16 protein-coding genes are annotated in these 14,696 nt (G+C 29.7%); 3 read left to right on the forward strand and 13 right to left on the reverse strand.

Features of this window, described 5'->3' with window-relative positions; genetic code table 11:
• Positions 1 to 31: 31 nt before the first annotated feature.
• Positions 32 to 733, reverse strand: a complete 702-nt coding sequence (locus tag RN605_RS03110) for a hypothetical protein (protein ID WP_313322120.1) — start codon at positions 731 to 733, stop codon at positions 32 to 34.
• Between the two features lie 178 nt (positions 734 to 911).
• On the opposite strand from RN605_RS03110, the gene RN605_RS03115 reads away from it, so the two are divergent.
• The gene (locus tag RN605_RS03115) at positions 912 to 1,067 is read left to right on the forward strand and encodes a hypothetical protein (RefSeq protein WP_313322122.1); all 156 of its coding nucleotides are present in this window, start codon (positions 912 to 914) and stop codon (positions 1,065 to 1,067) included.
• 83 nt (positions 1,068 to 1,150) lie between these two features.
• Here RN605_RS03115 and fabV read toward each other — a convergent pair whose 3' ends face one another.
• The 8 genes from fabV to RN605_RS03155 form a co-directional block, all read right to left on the reverse strand.
• A complete protein-coding gene (fabV, locus tag RN605_RS03120) occupies positions 1,151 to 2,338 on the reverse strand; it encodes an enoyl-ACP reductase FabV (RefSeq protein WP_313322124.1) in 1,188 nt (395 codons plus the stop codon).
• Between the two features lie 47 nt (positions 2,339 to 2,385).
• Positions 2,386 to 4,038: a DNA repair protein RecN gene (recN, locus tag RN605_RS03125; RefSeq protein WP_313322127.1), complete on the reverse strand. Its 1,653-nt coding sequence runs from the start codon at positions 4,036 to 4,038 to the stop codon at positions 2,386 to 2,388.
• 22 nt (positions 4,039 to 4,060) lie between these two features.
• Positions 4,061 to 4,948, reverse strand: coding sequence for a type IX secretion system protein PorD (gene porD, locus RN605_RS03130; protein ID WP_313322129.1), 888 nt, complete (start codon positions 4,946 to 4,948; stop codon positions 4,061 to 4,063).
• 53 nt (positions 4,949 to 5,001) lie between these two features.
• The gene (coaBC, locus tag RN605_RS03135; protein WP_313322131.1) at positions 5,002 to 6,210 is read right to left on the reverse strand and encodes a bifunctional phosphopantothenoylcysteine decarboxylase/phosphopantothenate--cysteine ligase CoaBC; all 1,209 of its coding nucleotides are present in this window, start codon (positions 6,208 to 6,210) and stop codon (positions 5,002 to 5,004) included.
• A 4-nt stretch (positions 6,211 to 6,214) separates the two neighbouring features.
• On the reverse strand, positions 6,215 to 6,535 hold the full coding sequence (locus RN605_RS03140) for a DNA-directed RNA polymerase subunit omega (RefSeq protein WP_313322133.1): 321 nt from the start codon (positions 6,533 to 6,535) through the stop codon (positions 6,215 to 6,217).
• Between the two features lie 2 nt (positions 6,536 to 6,537).
• A complete protein-coding gene (locus RN605_RS03145; protein WP_313322140.1) occupies positions 6,538 to 7,338 on the reverse strand; it encodes an outer membrane protein assembly factor BamD in 801 nt (266 codons plus the stop codon).
• Between the two features lie 109 nt (positions 7,339 to 7,447).
• Positions 7,448 to 8,332, reverse strand: a complete 885-nt coding sequence (dapA, locus tag RN605_RS03150) for a 4-hydroxy-tetrahydrodipicolinate synthase (RefSeq protein WP_313322142.1) — start codon at positions 8,330 to 8,332, stop codon at positions 7,448 to 7,450.
• A gap of 1 nt (position 8,333) precedes the next feature.
• Positions 8,334 to 8,852 (reverse strand): DUF6913 domain-containing protein, encoded by a 519-nt coding sequence (locus RN605_RS03155; RefSeq protein WP_313322144.1) that lies wholly within the window; start codon positions 8,850 to 8,852, stop codon positions 8,334 to 8,336.
• A gap of 48 nt (positions 8,853 to 8,900) precedes the next feature.
• Here RN605_RS03155 and RN605_RS03160 point away from each other — a divergent pair, with 48 nt between their 5' ends.
• A complete protein-coding gene (locus tag RN605_RS03160) occupies positions 8,901 to 9,683 on the forward strand; it encodes a 5'-nucleotidase (protein WP_313322146.1) in 783 nt (260 codons plus the stop codon).
• 18 nt (positions 9,684 to 9,701) lie between these two features.
• Positions 9,702 to 10,616, forward strand: a complete 915-nt coding sequence (locus RN605_RS03165; RefSeq protein WP_313322148.1) for a bifunctional metallophosphatase/5'-nucleotidase — start codon at positions 9,702 to 9,704, stop codon at positions 10,614 to 10,616.
• On the opposite strand, the gene RN605_RS03170 is transcribed toward RN605_RS03165, so the two are convergent.
• The 4 genes from RN605_RS03170 to RN605_RS03185 all read right to left on the reverse strand — a co-directional run bounded on the left by RN605_RS03170 (position 10,602) and on the right by RN605_RS03185 (position 14,635).
• On the reverse strand, positions 10,602 to 11,285 hold the full coding sequence (locus RN605_RS03170) for a lysoplasmalogenase family protein (RefSeq protein ID WP_313322150.1): 684 nt from the start codon (positions 11,283 to 11,285) through the stop codon (positions 10,602 to 10,604). The two genes, RN605_RS03165 and RN605_RS03170, sit on opposite strands and share 15 nt — an antisense overlap.
• Before the next feature lie 22 nt (positions 11,286 to 11,307).
• The gene (locus RN605_RS03175) at positions 11,308 to 12,006 is read right to left on the reverse strand and encodes a lysoplasmalogenase family protein (RefSeq protein ID WP_313322152.1); all 699 of its coding nucleotides are present in this window, start codon (positions 12,004 to 12,006) and stop codon (positions 11,308 to 11,310) included.
• An 81-nt stretch (positions 12,007 to 12,087) separates the two neighbouring features.
• Positions 12,088 to 14,088 carry an NAD-dependent DNA ligase LigA gene (gene ligA / locus RN605_RS03180; RefSeq protein ID WP_313322154.1) on the reverse strand — a complete coding sequence of 667 codons (2,001 nt, stop codon included), beginning with the start codon at positions 14,086 to 14,088 and terminating at the stop codon, positions 12,088 to 12,090.
• Positions 14,089 to 14,161: 73 nt separating this feature from the next.
• Entirely contained in the window at positions 14,162 to 14,635 is a 474-nt protein-coding gene (locus RN605_RS03185; RefSeq protein ID WP_313322156.1) for a DUF6495 family protein, read from the reverse strand.
• Between the last annotated feature and the right edge of the window lie 61 nt (positions 14,636 to 14,696).

Raw genomic sequence — 14,696 nt, forward strand, 5'->3', positions numbered from 1 at the left:
TTTATAATTTAACAATTTAATAAAGCATTTATCAAATATTTAAACCTTTAACCAAATTATACTCAGATGAATCAAAACCATACTGTGATTGAACTAAGTCTTTAATATGCAGTGATTTACTTGAAAGGATATCATAGACATCCTGACGCTGGTCTTGCTTTGGAGACATGATTGCAAATGCTTGTGAAACTTTTTCATTTCTTGTTTCTGCTAGGCTTTTAATATCAATTAGTTTTTCGAGTTTTATATCATTATTTGCTGGTGTATAATCAGCACCTAATGCTTCGATATCAGTAATTATATTTTTAAAATTTTGCAATATACTACCGTAAGATAATTGTGCAGTGCTATGTGTTTCTTGATCTGTTTTAGAAGTTCGCACAAGTTTGGTTCCTCTTATTTTTGCAACTAATGCACTAATGGCTAAATATTGAGAAGAATTTTTTCCAAATTTACCTCTATAATATGCGTTGATAGGTGTTGCAATTTTTTTGATTGATGTTGGTGCAATGGAAAATATTATTCTTCTTTCTGCAACTTCTTGACGATAGTTGTAAACGGAAGTCTCCACTTGAGGGTTTAACGTTTCAATTATCGTGATTGTTTCTTGTAAATCTTCTGGAGAGTTTTCTCCTGATTCTGGTTGATAATTATCAAAACCAACGATGTAGGTTTTTAATGTTTTTGCATTTTGCAAACGTGAACCAAAGGTTCTTTCGGATGTACTTGACATAATTTATAATTTTAATTGATTAATAAATTAAAACCTACAAGCGATATGCCATTATTTTATAATATTAAAGCAGAATTAATAATTTATGATGATTTTAACTTTTTGATGTACAAAGTGTTAAACTTATATTAATTATTAACCTGTTCAAGGATTACAATTGCCTATTTAAACGTTACAATTGCCTGTTCAAGGATTGCAATTGCTTGTTCAAACGTTACAATTACCTGTTCAAGGATTACAATTGCCTATTCAAACGTTACAATCGTCTGTTCAAGGATTACAATTGCCTGTTCAAACGTTACAATCGCCTGTTCAAGGATTTGGATTTGTATGAAATTAGAAGAAATAAAAAATCCCCGATGTGAAATCGGGGATTTTATTTATTGTTTAAAAGAATGTATCTTTTGAATGAGTTTCTTATTGAATGCTTGGAATTAAAGTCATTTCGTTAGCATCTGCTTGATAGTCTACTCCATCGAAACCAAAACCGAAAAGGTTTAAGAAATCGTTTTTATATCCAGCTAGGTCGCCAATTTCGGAAAGATTTTCGGTTTCTGCTACTTTCCATAGTTTAGCTACTTGTTCTTGTACATCGTCACGCATTTCCCAATCGTCGATTCTGATTCTTCCTTTATCATCTAGAGGAATTGTATTGGTGTAAAGACGGTCGGCATAAAGGCGTTGCATTTGTTCGATACAACCTTCGTGTAAACCTTTTTCTTTCATTGTTTTATATAACAACGAAATGTATAAAGGTATTACTGGAATGGCTGAACTGGCTTGTGTTACCAATGCTTTGTTTACCGAAACATAAGCTTGGCCGCTTATTGATGCTAAGTCTTTGGTGATATCGAAAGCGGTAGCTTCAAGATGGTCTTTGGCACGACCGATGGTTCCTTTTCTGTAAACTGCTTCGGTAACTTCTGGACCAATATATGAATAGGCAACCGTTGTTGCACCAACAGCAAGAACGCCTGCTGCTTTCATTGCATTCATCCACATTGACCAATCTTCGCCACCCATAACTACTACTGTGTTATCGATGTCTTCCTGATTTGCTGGTTCGATTGATACTTCGGAAACGTTTCCTGTGTGAAAATCTACGGTTTTGTTAGTGAATTTTTGACCAATTGGCTTCAGTGAAGAACGGTGTAACACGCCTGTTTTTGGATGCATACGAACTGGAGAAGCCAAACTGTAGATTACAAGGTCAACTTGTCCTAAATCTTTTTTGATTAACTCAATTGTTTGGTTTTTGATTTCATCTGAAAAGGCATCGCCGTTGATGCTTTTTGCATATAAACCAGCATTGTGTGCTTCTGTTTCGAAAGCTGCAGTATTATACCAACCTGGAGTTGCTGTTTTTCCTTCTGAAGGTTCTTTTTCAAAAAATACTCCAATTGTTGACGCATCGCAACCAAATGCGCTTGTTATTCTTGATGCTAAACCAAAACCTGTTGAAGCACCAATTACTAAAACTTTCTTAGCACCATCGATTTTTCCTTTTGATTTAACGTATTCAATTTGATTTTTTACATTTTGAGCGCAACCTACTGGATGAGCTGTTAAACATATAAATCCGCGCATTCTTGGTTCTATAATCATAATTTTGGGTTTTAATTTTACTTTACAAAAGTAAGCAATTTATATTTTTAATTTAATAGCGCTTTGGCATGATTAATGGCGGATTCGGTTAAATCTTTTCCAGAAATCATTTCGGCTATTTCGTTGATTCGTTCGTTTTCGTTTAGTTTTTTAATCTCAGTAAAGGTATTTTCGTTTTTGATGTACTTGAAAACTTTATAATGATTTTTCCCTTTTGAAGCAATTTGTGGTAAATGTGTGATTGCAAAAAGTTGTAAATCATCACTCATTTGGTTCATGATATCTGCCATTTTATTAGCCACATCACCAGAAATACCTGTGTCAATTTCGTCAAAAATGATGGTTGGAAGCTTTTTAGTTTGTGCTAAAATAGATTTAACTGCCAACATTATTCTTGACAGTTCTCCACCAGAAGCTATTTTTTTGAGCAAACCAAAATTGGTTCCTTTATTGGCTGAAAAAAGCAATTGAATTTCGTCTTTACCGGTTTCGAAATAGTTTTCGGTATGGTTAATTTCGAATTTAAAACGTGCATTAGGCATTCCTAATGGTTCTAAAATCTTGATTAATTGTTGTTCTAAACTTGGGACTACTTCTACTCTATTTTTGTGAATGTTTTGAGCAATTTTATCGGTTGACTCTTTTAGATTATTGACTTCTATTTCAAGTTTTTGAATTTGATTATCAATGTCTTCGGATGAAATGAATTGAGATTCTAATTCATTTTTAATTGCAATTAACTCCTCAACAGAATTGACTTGATGTTTCTTTTGCAAGGTATAAATCAATTGCAATTTTTGATTTATAAATGCTAAACGCTCAGGATCATTATTTACCTTTTCTAACTCTGATTTTAGTTCAGAAATAATATCATCTAACTCGATAATTGTACTTGAAATTCGCTCGAGTAAAACAGCATATTCATTAGAAAGTGAAGCGATTTTAGCGATTGATGATTTGATTTCTTTCAGGTTTTGAATCACTCCTATTTGCTCTTCTTCCGCAATGACTATCGATTTTTCGATGTTTTCGCGAATAGTTTCAACGTTGCTTAGCTTTTCAAGCTCTGTTTCTAACTCTTCCTGTTCGTTCTCAATCAGATTAGCAGTTATTAATTCTTCTAACAAAAATGAATTATAATCTTGTTCTTTTGAAGCGCTGTTCTTTTGAGAAATGAGTTGCTTTAATTTACTTTTTGCCGCATTAAAACGTTCTAAATTTGACTGATATTCCGAAATTAATTCCTGATTATTGGCTAAAACATCTAAAATTTCGATTTGAAAATTCTCTTCACTCAATTCTTGATTTTGATGTTGTGAATGGATATCAATTAAATGCAAACTGATTTCTTGTAATACATTCAAATTTACTGGAGTATCATTGATGAAAGCTCTAGATTTACCCGAAGGAAGAATTTCTCTTCGTAGAATAGTTTCGTCTTCATAATCAACATCGTTATCAAGAAATAAAGATTTGATATTGTATTTTTTAATATGGAAAGCAGCTTCAACAACACATTTTTCTTCGTTATTTTTTAATGAAGATAAATCGGCACGCTTGCCCATAAGCAAACCCAAAGCACCAAGAAGAATTGATTTTCCTGCTCCAGTTTCACCAGTAATCACTGAAAAACCTTCAGAAAAATTAATATCTAATTTTTCAATTAAAGCAAAGTTTTCAATTGAAAGTGAAGCAATCATAAAGATTTAATAATGAATAAAATTATATTTTAATGGTTGCCCATTTACTAGAATTAAGAGGCGAAATTCTATTTAAAGTATCTATCATTGTTGATAAGGAAACAGTTGGTCCGCCAGAAAGAATAGAAACAATTTCGTCGGCTTTTGCATCAAAGAAGACACGAGTCAAAAAAGCATTTGGACGAACTGAATATAATTTTGACAATAAATTTATGGCACTAATTACATTCTCTTTAGCCATTTTTACATCATCACTCATTAAGTCTAATCCTTGTCTGTGATAGGCATATTGTGTATCTCTGAAAGGTTCAAAAGTTCCTGACAACATATCGTTAACCAAGAAAAAACGATTCTGGTTACTATCGCCTTGATTCCATCCTTTATAACCACTTTGTTGTGCTGTGTTTAAAATTTGTTGCGCAATTTCGAAGTTTTTTGTTCCACCGTATAAAGCGTAAGTGTCGCCATCGAATCCTAGAATCATATAACTATAGAATGAAAGTACAGAAACCAAATTAGAATCAAAAGTAGCTGGATTGAATATTAAATTTTCAAACTCTGTATATCTAAATGCAAAATCATTATCGTTATAATTGAAAACTGGCGATGCATATGTAGAATTAAAAACCGGACGTGTAGATTGCACTTGAATTGAAGCTGAGAAACTATTGTCTTCAAAACTGTTGATGATGATAACCATGGAACAGTTTATTTTTTCATGCTGTTTTAAATTTTCACCAGTCCAATCAGTTTTGTTCATGAAATCTGAAATGGAAGTTTTCATGTTTTTAAACAACTGAGCATTTGTAGTTGCTACTTTATCAGTGTTTATCTGAACGGTACAGTTTAATTGCTGAGCGTTTGTAAAACTTATTAAGAATAGAAATATAAAGCCAAATATTTTTCTCATGTTTATTATTTATAGTATAACGAAAGAGTGGAATTAAAAGTATAACTTTTGTTTTAATTATTAAAACTTAAAACTACTTTTTCTAAAATATCTTCGGCAACAAGTTCTTTTGATTTTAATTCTCGAGGTTCAATATTGAAGTTTTTATCTATAAACGTTATCTTATTTGTTGGTTTCCCGAAACCTGCACCTTCATCGTTAAGAGAATTTAAAACAATCAAATCTAAATTCTTTTTTTGGATTTTTAACTTAGCATTTTCAATTTCATTTTCAGTTTCTAATGCAAAACCTATTAAAAATTGATTCCTTTTTAGTTTGCCTAATGACGCTAAAATGTCTTTAGTTTTTTCTAATTCAATTGAAAATTCAGCATCTGATTTTTTTATTTTTTGGTCAGCAACAACTTTTGGTTTGTAATCTGCAACTGCTGCTGCACAAATAGCAACGTCAACTTCATTGAAATATTGATGGCATTCATCATACATTTCCTGTGCAGAAACTACGTTTACTAATTGAACAGGATATTTAACTTTTTGATTTGTTGGTCCAGATATCAATATGACTTCGGCACCTAACTTTGATGCTTCATTTGCAATATCAAACCCCATTTTACCCGTTGAATGATTTCCTATAAAACGAACTGGATCAATCGCTTCATATGTTGGTCCTGCCGTAATTAATATCTTTTTGCCACGTAATGGTAATTTACTTTGGATATCATTTTCAATAAAAGAAATAATATTTTCAGGTTCAGCCATTCTACCTTCACCTGAAAGTCCGCTAGCTAATTCACCCGATTCAGCAGGAATCATTATGTTTCCAAAATCCTTTAATTTTTGAAAAGAATTTATAGTTGACTCATGCTTATACATGTCTAAATCCATTGCTGGTGCAAAGTAAACAGGACATTTTGCTGAAAGATAAGTTGCAATCAATAAATTATCACAATTACCATTTGCCATTTTTGAAAGCGTATTGGCAGTTGCTGGAGCAATAACCATAAAGTCAGCCCAAAGACCAAGCTCTACATGGTTATTCCATTGTTCATTCTCGTCTTCTTCGTTATAAAAAGTAGAAAAAACAGGATTTTTTGAAAGCGTAGATAATGTTAAAGGAGTAACAAAATCTTTAGAAGCAGGCGTCATGATAACTTTTACTTCTGCGCCTGCTTTTATGAATAGTCTAACTAATATTGCTGTTTTATATGCGGCAATTCCACCGGAAATTCCGAGTACTATTTTTTTTCCGCTTAAAACTGACATTTATTTAGTCTTGATTTGTATCTCTATAGTAGATTTTGTCATCTAGCCATTCTTGAACAGCTAATGCATGTGGCTTAGGTAATTTTTCGTAAAACTTAGAAACTTCAATTTGTTCTTTATTTTCGAAAATTTCTTCTAAACTATCGTTATATGTTGCAAATTCTTCCAATTTTTCAATTAATTCTTTTTTAATCTCTGAATTAATTTGGTTGGCTCTTTTCGCCATGATTGTGATTGCCTCATAAATATTTCCTGTTGGTTCTTCAACCACATTTTTATTATAAGTAATCGTGTTTACTGGAGCATTTGTCTTTTTTAAATCCATCACTAATTTATTTTAGAAAATTGTTTTAATTCGTCTTCAATTCTAGCCAACATTACATCAGCTTTACCTTTAAATTCACTATTACTATTGAATTTTATTAATTTATCGTAAGCAGTTTTTGCGTCTAACAAACGTTCTTCTTGCTTTGTCGTAATACTATTTATTGCCAAGTTATAAGCCGAATCAAATTTGTAAAACAAAGCTTGTTCCTTGTATGGTGTACCTGGATAATTAATTATAAAATTATCTAAAGCTACCATTGCTGACTTAAAATCTGAAATAGTATTATATTGTTTTGCGTTTTCAAAAGCCTTTTTTTCAATCTTTTCTCTTAAATCCTTAGCAATTGTATTTGCTTCAACCATATAGGTAGATTCTGGAAATTTATCTATAAAGTCTTGCAATTTATCAATTGCTTTATAAGTATCAACCTGATCTAAACTGTATACTGGTGATAATTTTGAAAAACATTTAGCACCAAGAAATGAAGCTTCTTCTATTTTTTCACTTCTAGGATAAAGAGATGCAAAACTTTCAAATTGGTAAGCAGCCAAATAATATTGTTTTGTTTTATAAAGTGCTTGAGAATACATATAAAACATTTTCTCTGCAGAAGGTTTTCCCTTGTATGCTGGAGCAATTTGTTCAAATAATCTTATTGCTTTACTATACTTTTGTGCTTCATATTGTTTAGTAGCTTCAGCAAATTTAACCGCAACATCATCAGATTTTAATGCTTTTTGATACTCGCTACATGACGAAAACAATGCTACAAAAGCAAATAAGAATATTATTTTTTTCATTTATTGTTGTTATTCAGTTGGTTTTATTGGCATTAGCTCATTTAAAAACCAACTGCAAATTTAGTTATTAATTATGGAATACAAAATATTTTTTTCAATTGATAAAACGTTACTTTTTATGAAGCTTATCAATGTAATTTTTTAATCTGTTAGATAGGTTTTCGTCAACATTTACCAAAGGTAATCTAACAGTGTTTTCAGCTAATCCAAGATGCTTAAAGACTTCTTTTATTCCTGCAGGATTTCCTTGTTCAAATATCATATCAATTGCATCAGAAATTAGATAATGGATTTTATATGCTTCGTCTACTTTTCTATTCAATCCAAGGTGAACCATTTCTGAAAACTCTTTAGGAAAACCTTCAGCAATAACCGAAATAACTCCACTTCCACCAGCCAAAATCATTGGCAAAGTAACCATATCATCACCTGAAATTACAAGAAAATCTTTTGGTTTATTTTTGATTAAAGTCATTGCCTGAACAATATCGCCAGCAGCTTCTTTTATTGCAACTATGTTTTTAAAATCGTTTGCCAATCTGATAACTGTTGAAGGTAACATATTACTTGCTGTTCTTCCAGGTACATTATAAAGAATTATTGGCAACGGTGAAGCTTCTGAAATGGCTTTATAATGTTGATAAATTCCTTCTTGAGTTGGTTTGTTATAATATGGTGAAACAGAAAGAATTGCTTCAAATTCTGAAAAATCTCTGGTCTTTAGCTCATCAATTATTTTTTGGGTATTGTTTCCTCCAACACCAAGTACTAATGGCAATCTTTTTTTATTAGCATCAATAACCGTTTTGATTACCAATTCCTTTTCATCATTTGTTAGTGTAGCATTTTCTGCAGTGGTTCCAAGTACTACTAAATAATCTATTCCGTTATCAATTTGGAAATTGACAATTCTTTTCAAACCATCAACATCTACTGATAAATCTTTGTTGAATGGTGTTACTAGCGCAACTCCAGTTCCAATTAATGATTGCATATTAAATTTTGTTTAAAATCTTTAAATATTTGAAAAGTTCTTCGATAAAAACTTTATAATTTTCAGCATTGGTAGTAATCATAAAATGATTTAGTCTTTTATCAACTGTTGAAAAACCCACTTTAAAATTAGATTTAGATTGACTTGATACTGCCATCAAAGCGGCTTTTTCAGTATCATAATAATTAATCAATAAATCAAAAGGTTGATTGATAAAATCTTTAACTTCTTTTTTACTTATATGGCCATTCCAATCTAAATTTTTATAAGTAAAATGAGGATAATCATAAACTGTATTCTTTTTTAAACGATTTTTAAAAACCAATACAGAACAATCTTCTTCTTTTATTCCATTTTTTGTTAACTCTTTGATTAAATCTGATTTCTCATAAAAATAGGTTTCATCAAAAATAATTCCTACCTTTTTAATTAATATATCAGAGGATGAATTATTTACATTAGACAAACTGTTTTTAACAATTTTTTTTGTTATAAATTCCTTGATATGATTCAAAAACATAGTACTTTTACTTAAGTTACAAATTTACTAAAATTACTAGCATTAAAGATGGTAAAACTAAAAAACTCTAACGTTCTTTTAAAACAATTTGTTTTAATATTAACATTTCTTTTTTTAATTTCTTGTGCAGAAAAAAAACAGGTTGTTAGTAAAATTGTAGCCGAAAAAATAAGCATCACAAATACTGCTTCAGAAGACTCTGAAATTGAAAACTTTATAAAACCTTACCGAGAAAATATTGATAAAGATTTGAGTCAAGTATTGGCAATTGCCCCAAAAACGATTGATAAAAATGGTGAATGGCAAACTCCAATGGGAAATTTTCTTTCTGATATTACATTACAAAAAACGATTCCTGTTTTTAAATCACGAGAAAACAAACAAATTGATGTCTGTTTACTTAATCATGGTGGAATTCGTTCTACTATTTCGGCTGGAAATGTTACAGCAAGAACAGCATACGAAATAATGCCTTTTGAAAACTCTGCCTATGTTGTAAGCTTAAAAGGTGAACAAATTTTAGAAATGATATATTATATTATTTCAGAAAAAAAACCGCATCCTTTAAGTGGAATGACATTTACAATTGATAAAAATAATTTACCTAAAGATATTTTTATTAACGGAAAACCTTTCGAAAAAGACAAAACATATTATGTAGTCACTTCTGATTATTTAATTAATGGTGGCGATAACATGCTATTTTTTAAAAAAGCAATTGAAAAATATGACTTAGATTATAAACTTAGAAATATAATCATTGATTATTTTAAAGAAAATAACGAAATAGTTTCTAATTCATCAATTAGGATAAGAAAAAAAGATAATTAGCAATAAATTCATAATAAAATGAAAAGAAGAGAATTTATTCAAAAAACAGCAGCAAGTTCAGCATTAGTTGGAGTTACAGGAGTTACACTTAGTAGTTTTACAACATTAAACACTAAGCATTTAACTATTTTACACACTAATGATGTTCACAGCTATATTGATCCATTTCCTGCAAATCATCCGAAAAACCCAAATGCTGGTGGAGTTGCAAGAAGAGCAGCAATTATAGAAAATATTCGTAAAGAAAATTCAAATGTTTTATTGCTTGATGCTGGAGATATTTTTCAAGGAACACCATATTTTAATTATTATGGCGGTGAATTAGAGTTCAAACTCATGAGTATGATGAAGTATGATTTAGCAACAATAGGAAATCATGATTTTGACAATGGAATTAATGGTTTGTATGCTCAACTTCCAAATGCTGAATTTGAATTTGTTTCTGCTAATTATGACTTTAAAAATACCATTCTAGATGGACATGTTAAACCTTATAAACTTTTTAATAAAAATGGAATAAAGGTTGGGGTTTTTGGTCTTGGTGTTGAACTTGAAGGTTTAGTTGATAAAAAAAATTACAAAGAAACTGTTTATAACAATCCTGTTGAAATTGCCCAGGACATGTCAAAATTATTGAAGAAAGATTATAAATGTGATTTAGTGATATGTTTATCTCACATAGGTTACGAATATAAAAATGATGCAAATAAAATTTGTGATTTAAAACTCGCTTCTTTGACTAAAGATATAGACTTAATAATTGGTGGTCATACACATACTTTTTTAGACAAACCAACTCTTATTAAAAACATAGAAAATAATGATGTTTTAGTTAATCAAGTTGGATGTTATGGCTTAAATCTTGGAAGAGTTGATTTTTATTTTGATGATAGTAAATCTGTTTCAAGCAAAGGAAAATCAATTATTATTTGATTTTTCTGTTACAACTATGTATTTATAAAAAGTAAAAAAGGCAAAAGAATTTAATAACATAGCCAAAGGTCTGAATAATTGCTTTAATTCATCGTAGAGAAAATATTTTTCAATAAAAACTACAAATTGCAAAAGAACAAACAGAAAAGCACTTATCAATAGAATAGAATTTTTCTTGTCATCATTCATTATATAGTTTGAAAGTGCCAATCCAGCAATTAATGAAATTAAAATATTTTGAATAATCAAAATAAAGTAACTATCATTTGGTATTGATTCGGTTTCATAAAAAATATAAAAGAAAACTATTAAAAATGGAACGGTACCGAGAAGCAACGGAATAAAATCCAGCTTATTATTTACTCTAAATAAAACAGCAATAATTAAAATTCTATGTATCGAAAAAGCTATTATTCCATAAAAAAGACATAAAGCTGTATCTGGTATAAAAAGAACATTTGTAATTATTGAAAACAACATCGCCAACAAAAACAATAAGTTCCTTTTTTTACTTTCTAACAAATACAATACAATTATGAATATTGGGATTAATGGCTTAAATATTAAAATCAATAATTTACTCGAAAGATACTCAGCAATAATTTCAACAGAAGCTATTACAAAAAAAATTATTGTAACAATCTTAGTTAAAGTATTATTGTTTAGCATGATTTCTAAATCATTATTTTGATTAAATATTTACTATTTTGAAATTTCTCATTTTTTTCTCAGTAAATAAAACAAACCGAGTCAACATCAGTTGTCCTAAAACATAGAACAGCATCGATAAAGCATGCATAGTTGGTTCCGCAACCGAAAACAATTTAAACAGATATACAAAATGCATTAATGCAAAAAGTAACGCACTAATGAACAGATAATAATTGGTTTTACTTTTATAAATCGTATAGTTTCCTAAACCAAAACCACCTAAAAAAATCACGAAAAAAGCATTAAAAATGAAAAACAATAAATTTGAATGAATCGATTCATAACTTATAATCAGTATAGCTGCATAAGTAATAAAGAAAGGAATTGCTCCAAAAATCATCGAATTTAATGGTGGCTTATTTAGTTGATTCAAAACTAAATAAATAATGATAATCATAAAAAATAGTGCGAAAAAGGTTCCGAAAAGATTATAAAAAAATGTGTTTTCAATAAATAAAATATTTGAAACAGAACTGAAAACCAAAGCTGCTATAAAATAATTACTCCTAATCTTAGACTTGAACAAATAGAATATTAAAAGAAAAGGAATTATTAATGGCTTAGAAACCCAAACTATAGTAGTATCATTAAATAATTCAGCAATAATTTCGATAAATGAAATCACTACAAAAAAGAAAAGAAATAAATTTGATAACTTACTGTATTCGCTGTTTTTCATTTTTGGTATAATAATGAGTTCATTGAGTACTCAAATTATCAACCAAATTAATAAATTATCATTCAATTAACATTTATAATATTATTTTTTTATCAAATTAACATATTCATTTTCAGAAATAATAGGAATTTTCAATTGGTTAGCTTTATCCAATTTAGCTGGTCCCATATTTTCTCCCGCAATTACATAATGTGTTTTTGCCGAAATTGAACTTCCAACTTTTCCACCATTATCTTCAATTGATTGTTTTAGTTCATCTCTTGAAAATAAACTAAAAACTCCCGAAACCACAAAAGTCTTTCCTTCTAAAATCGAAGTTGCATTAGGATTTATTTTTTCAACAATTTCCATTTGAACTCCAAATTCTTTCAGCCTATTGATAATTCTAACATTTTCTTGATTTTCAAAAAACTCAACTACACTTTGCGCAATTTTTTCTCCAATTTCATCAACCAATACTAAATCCATTAAAGTTGCTTGTTGCAAAGCATCAATATTTTTATAATGTTTAGCTAGTTTTTTTGCAACCGTTTCACCAACATATCTAATTCCAATAGCATAAAGAACACGTTCAAAAGGAATTTGTTTTGATTTTTCAATTCCATTTATCAAGTTTTCGGCTGATTTTTGCGCCATTCTTTCCAACGGAATAACTTGCTCAATTTTCAATTCGTATAAATCTGAATAATCTTTTATTAAACCATTTTGAAATAACAAAGCAACTGTTTCTCCACCAAGTCCATCAATATCCATTGCTTTTCTAGAAATATAGTGTTCAATTCTACCAATTATTTGTGGCGGACAACCATAGAAATTTGGACAATAATGATTTGCTTCACCTTCTACTCTATGCAATGGTGTATTGCATTCTGGACAGTTTGAAATATAAATTGTTGGCACTGAATTTAAAGGTCTTTTTTCAAAATCAACACCAATTATTTTAGGAATAATCTCACCGCCTTTTTCTACAAAAACAGTATCATCAACACGAATATCTAATTTTGCAATTTGGTCTGCATTATGCAATGAAGCTCTTTTTACTATTGTACCGGCCAATTGAACCGATTCTAAATTAGCAACTGGAGTAATTGCACCTGTTCTACCAACTTGATAGGATATTGAATTTAATTTAGTTGAAACTTGCTCCGCTTTAAATTTATATGCAATCGACCAACGTGGAGCTTTTGCTGTATAACCTAATTCATCTTGTTGTTGAAAACTATTCACTTTAATTACAACTCCATCAGTTTCATAAGGTAAATTATGTCGATGTTTGTCCCAATAATCAATATATTCTAAAACTTCATTCAGGTTATTGGCTAATTTTGCTTCTTTCGGAACTTTAAATCCCCAATTTCGTGCAGCGTTTAGACCTTCAAATTGTGTATTAATTCCCAGATTATTTCCAACTATAAAATAAAGCAAACATTCCAGCGGACGTTTTGCTACTTCACTACTATCCTGAAGCTTTAAACTTCCAGAAGCGGTATTTCTAGGATTCGAATATGGTGTTTCGCCAATTTCTATCAATTCCTGATTCATTTTTTCAAAACCTTCAAAAGGCAAAACTATTTCGCCTCGTATATCAAACTTATTGGGAAAACTACCTTTTAATTGAAGTGGAATAGATTTTATAGTTTTTATATTATTAGTAACATCGTCACCTTGAAAACCATCGCCACGAGTAACGGCACGTTTTAATTTTCCATTTTCATAAGTAATAGAAATGGATGCACCATCATATTTTAACTCACATGTATATTGAAGTGAAACATTACCCAATACTTTTTGAATTCTGTTTTCCCAATCAATTAAATCTTCTTTTGAATAAGAGTTATCCAAAGAATACATTCTGTAATCATGAACAACTGTTTCGAAGTTTTTAGTAATCGTGCCGCCAACTCTTTGTGTTGGTGAATTTTCGTCAAAAAATTGAGGATTTTGAAGTTCTAATTCTTGAAGTTGTTTTAGTTTCTGGTCAAACTCAAAATCAGAAATAGTTGGATTATCTAATACATAATAATTATAATTATGTTGATTAAGCTCTTCTCTTAAACTAGTAATAGTCTGCTGAATATCCATAAAAAAAATCGGCTATTTTAGTAACAAATTGTGCGTACTAAAATAACCAATATATTTATAAAAACGGAAATATTTAAGATTGAATTATTCCATTTATTTGAAGATAGAGTTGACCATCAGATAAAATTGCTCCTTGTGAAATTAAATCAAAAATAGATGTGTTTCTTTCGGATTCATATTCTTTTTTTCCTAAATGAATCTCTACATGGTCAGTAAACATATTTTCACTAAGCCAATGCAAACCTTCTTTTTTCATCAAATCAACATCATCATTCAAGGATTTTAAGACTATAGATTGAATGTATTTTTCTTGACAATGAAAAAGGAAAATATGACTTTTTGAAAAATGCTCTAGATAATGTGTGTTTTTAAGAACGCCTTCCCAAATCAAATCTGAGAAAACATCAAGTTCTTGTTCTGCAACTTGGGGTTCGTTTTTTTTAATGTCATCCCATTCGCTTCTGTCAATACTTTGTGTAGCAAGAAAATTTGAAAACTCAACATGAAGTTCTTCAAATTGTTCTTTGGTAAGTCTTTTATATTTCAACTTAATATTTTTAAAATTTTATCAAAATAAAAAATCCCAAAATTATTATTCATAAAATTGG

The organism is Flavobacterium sp. PMTSA4, assembly GCF_032098525.1.
Classification (GTDB): domain Bacteria; phylum Bacteroidota; class Bacteroidia; order Flavobacteriales; family Flavobacteriaceae; genus Flavobacterium; species Flavobacterium capsici.

Bases quoted from the DNA above. Each gene is read 5' to 3' on its own strand.
- dapA (WP_313322142.1), bottom strand. From the start codon at position 8,332: ATGCAATCATTAATTGGAACTGGAGTTGCGCTAGTAACACCATTCAAC.
- fabV (WP_313322124.1), bottom strand. From the start codon at position 2,338: ATGATTATAGAACCAAGAATGCGCGGATTTATATGTTTAACAGCTCAT.
- RN605_RS03140 (WP_313322133.1), bottom strand. From the start codon at position 6,535: ATGGATTTAAAAAAGACAAATGCTCCAGTAAACACGATTACTTATAAT.
- RN605_RS03170 (WP_313322150.1), bottom strand. From the start codon at position 11,285: ATGCTAAACAATAATACTTTAACTAAGATTGTTACAATAATTTTTTTT.
- RN605_RS03165 (WP_313322148.1), top strand. From the start codon at position 9,702: ATGAAAAGAAGAGAATTTATTCAAAAAACAGCAGCAAGTTCAGCATTA.
- coaBC (WP_313322131.1), bottom strand. From the start codon at position 6,210: ATGTCAGTTTTAAGCGGAAAAAAAATAGTACTCGGAATTTCCGGTGGA.
- RN605_RS03145 (WP_313322140.1), bottom strand. From the start codon at position 7,338: ATGAAAAAAATAATATTCTTATTTGCTTTTGTAGCATTGTTTTCGTCA.
- RN605_RS03110 (WP_313322120.1), bottom strand. From the start codon at position 733: ATGTCAAGTACATCCGAAAGAACCTTTGGTTCACGTTTGCAAAATGCA.
- ligA (WP_313322154.1), bottom strand. From the start codon at position 14,088: ATGGATATTCAGCAGACTATTACTAGTTTAAGAGAAGAGCTTAATCAA.
- recN (WP_313322127.1), bottom strand. From the start codon at position 4,038: ATGATTGCTTCACTTTCAATTGAAAACTTTGCTTTAATTGAAAAATTA.
- RN605_RS03160 (WP_313322146.1), top strand. From the start codon at position 8,901: ATGGTAAAACTAAAAAACTCTAACGTTCTTTTAAAACAATTTGTTTTA.
- RN605_RS03175 (WP_313322152.1), bottom strand. From the start codon at position 12,006: ATGAAAAACAGCGAATACAGTAAGTTATCAAATTTATTTCTTTTCTTT.
- RN605_RS03155 (WP_313322144.1), bottom strand. From the start codon at position 8,852: ATGTTTTTGAATCATATCAAGGAATTTATAACAAAAAAAATTGTTAAA.
- porD (WP_313322129.1), bottom strand. From the start codon at position 4,948: ATGAGAAAAATATTTGGCTTTATATTTCTATTCTTAATAAGTTTTACA.